Raw genomic sequence first — 1438 nt, 5'->3', positions numbered from 1 at the left:
CTGCATTTTCGAGCAGCTCTTTTTTGCATGTAGAAATTTGGTTAGCGTGAAGCTTGTATTTCTGAGCTAACTCAGCGACAGTTTTATCACCTCTAGCAGCATCAAGCGCCACCTTAGCTTTAAATTCGGGTGAGTGGTTTCTACGTTTTCTAGTCATAATCTGTTCCAGTATTTTTAGGTACTATACAAACAGATCAATCACTTAAAGTCATGTCCGAAAATTGGGGACCACTTCTTTGGCGACATGTTCCCCTACGTATAGACAGCAGGCCTAGTTGGGCCTGCTCGATTTTACTTCGTTAAAGGTTTCAGTTTCTGAACTGAACAACGAAAGCTAAGTCGTGAAGTATAGACATCCGACTCTAAATCTTCTCCGCTACGTCCAAAGGTCATTTTGTTGCTTACGCTATCGCGTAAAACTTTTTGTGTTCCTGTATTTGGACCTACAGGATTAGTTTCCGCTGAGCTGAGGTAATAGTCTTTTTCGTACCAATCATTAACCCATTCAGAAATACCATTGCTCATCCCATAAATACCCAAGGGATTAGCAGGCCATTGACCGATATATTCCTCAGTACTAATGCTGCTATTGACTTCTGTAGCTAGTATATCTTTGAATTTGGCTAAATTTGAATCGTAATATTGCCCTTCCTGAAGAGAGCGGTAACCATCATTGGTTGCATAATAGTAATGCTGTCCACGGCTTCGAGCTGCGAATTCCCACTGTGCCTCGGTGGGAAGGTCAAAAGGTAAATTGGATACCTCTCCTAGCCACTGACAATAATCTTTACTCTCTTGCCATGCTTTGGTCTTCGCAACTTTCTTATGCTTCAAATGCCGCTTGATTAAAGTAGAATATTCTTCTGTACCGCGTTCAACAGCTTCTTTAAGTTGTACATACCCTTTTAGTTTGTTGGCTGCTACCGGTAATCCATTTATTTGGCGCATCCACTCCATATCCAAGAAGCTCGTTTCAAACTTAGATATCGAATAAGAGTCGAGGGTTACCCTGTGCAAGTATTGAGCACCAAACATACTACTCGCAAAATGACTTAAACACTGCGCATCAGGAGACCAATCTAAATGGTTCTCAGATTTTGAAGGGAAATCACAATCCATCTTGAAATCACCCATATCAAAGCTTCCGCCTTCGACGAACACCATGTTCTCGATCGCTCTCACCACCACTTCTGCCGCTTTCTGCTTCTGCTCTGGAGTTGCTTCTGGGTAGAGCTTATTGATATTCGTCGTTATCGTATCTATTTGCTTTTGTGAGACGGTCTCGCTAGACACCTTAATTGCTGAACTTTCGCTGTTGCACGCAACCAATAAGGGAAGCAGGCAAGCCATACCTAACCATCTGTTTTTCATTTGGTATTCCTTTTACTTTATGAGCATATTTTACGCAAAAATAAAAGGAGAGAACAGTTTCAAAGCC

2 protein-coding genes are annotated in these 1438 nt (G+C 41.8%); both read right to left on the bottom strand.

Features of this window, described 5'->3' with window-relative positions; translation table 11 throughout:
- Positions 1 to 157, bottom strand: a 157-nt coding sequence (locus tag KIV40_RS24490; RefSeq protein ID WP_285351782.1) for a transposase, incomplete at its 3' end; no start/stop codon positions are given.
- 134 nt (positions 158 to 291) lie between these two features.
- On the bottom strand, positions 292 to 1371 hold the full coding sequence (locus tag KIV40_RS24485; protein ID WP_285351780.1) for an SUMF1/EgtB/PvdO family nonheme iron enzyme: 1080 nt from the start codon (positions 1369 to 1371) through the stop codon (positions 292 to 294).
- Between the last annotated feature and the right edge of the window lie 67 nt (positions 1372 to 1438).

The organism is Vibrio sp. D173a, from assembly GCF_030248475.1.
Note: the sequence above shows the minus strand (reverse complement) of the source record. Positions and strands in the feature narration are given on the sequence as shown.

Excerpts from the sequence above, each read along its gene's own strand:
- KIV40_RS24485 (WP_285351780.1), bottom strand. The coding sequence starts at position 1,371 with ATGAAAAACAGATGGTTAGGTATGGCTTGCCTGCTTCCCTTATTGGTT.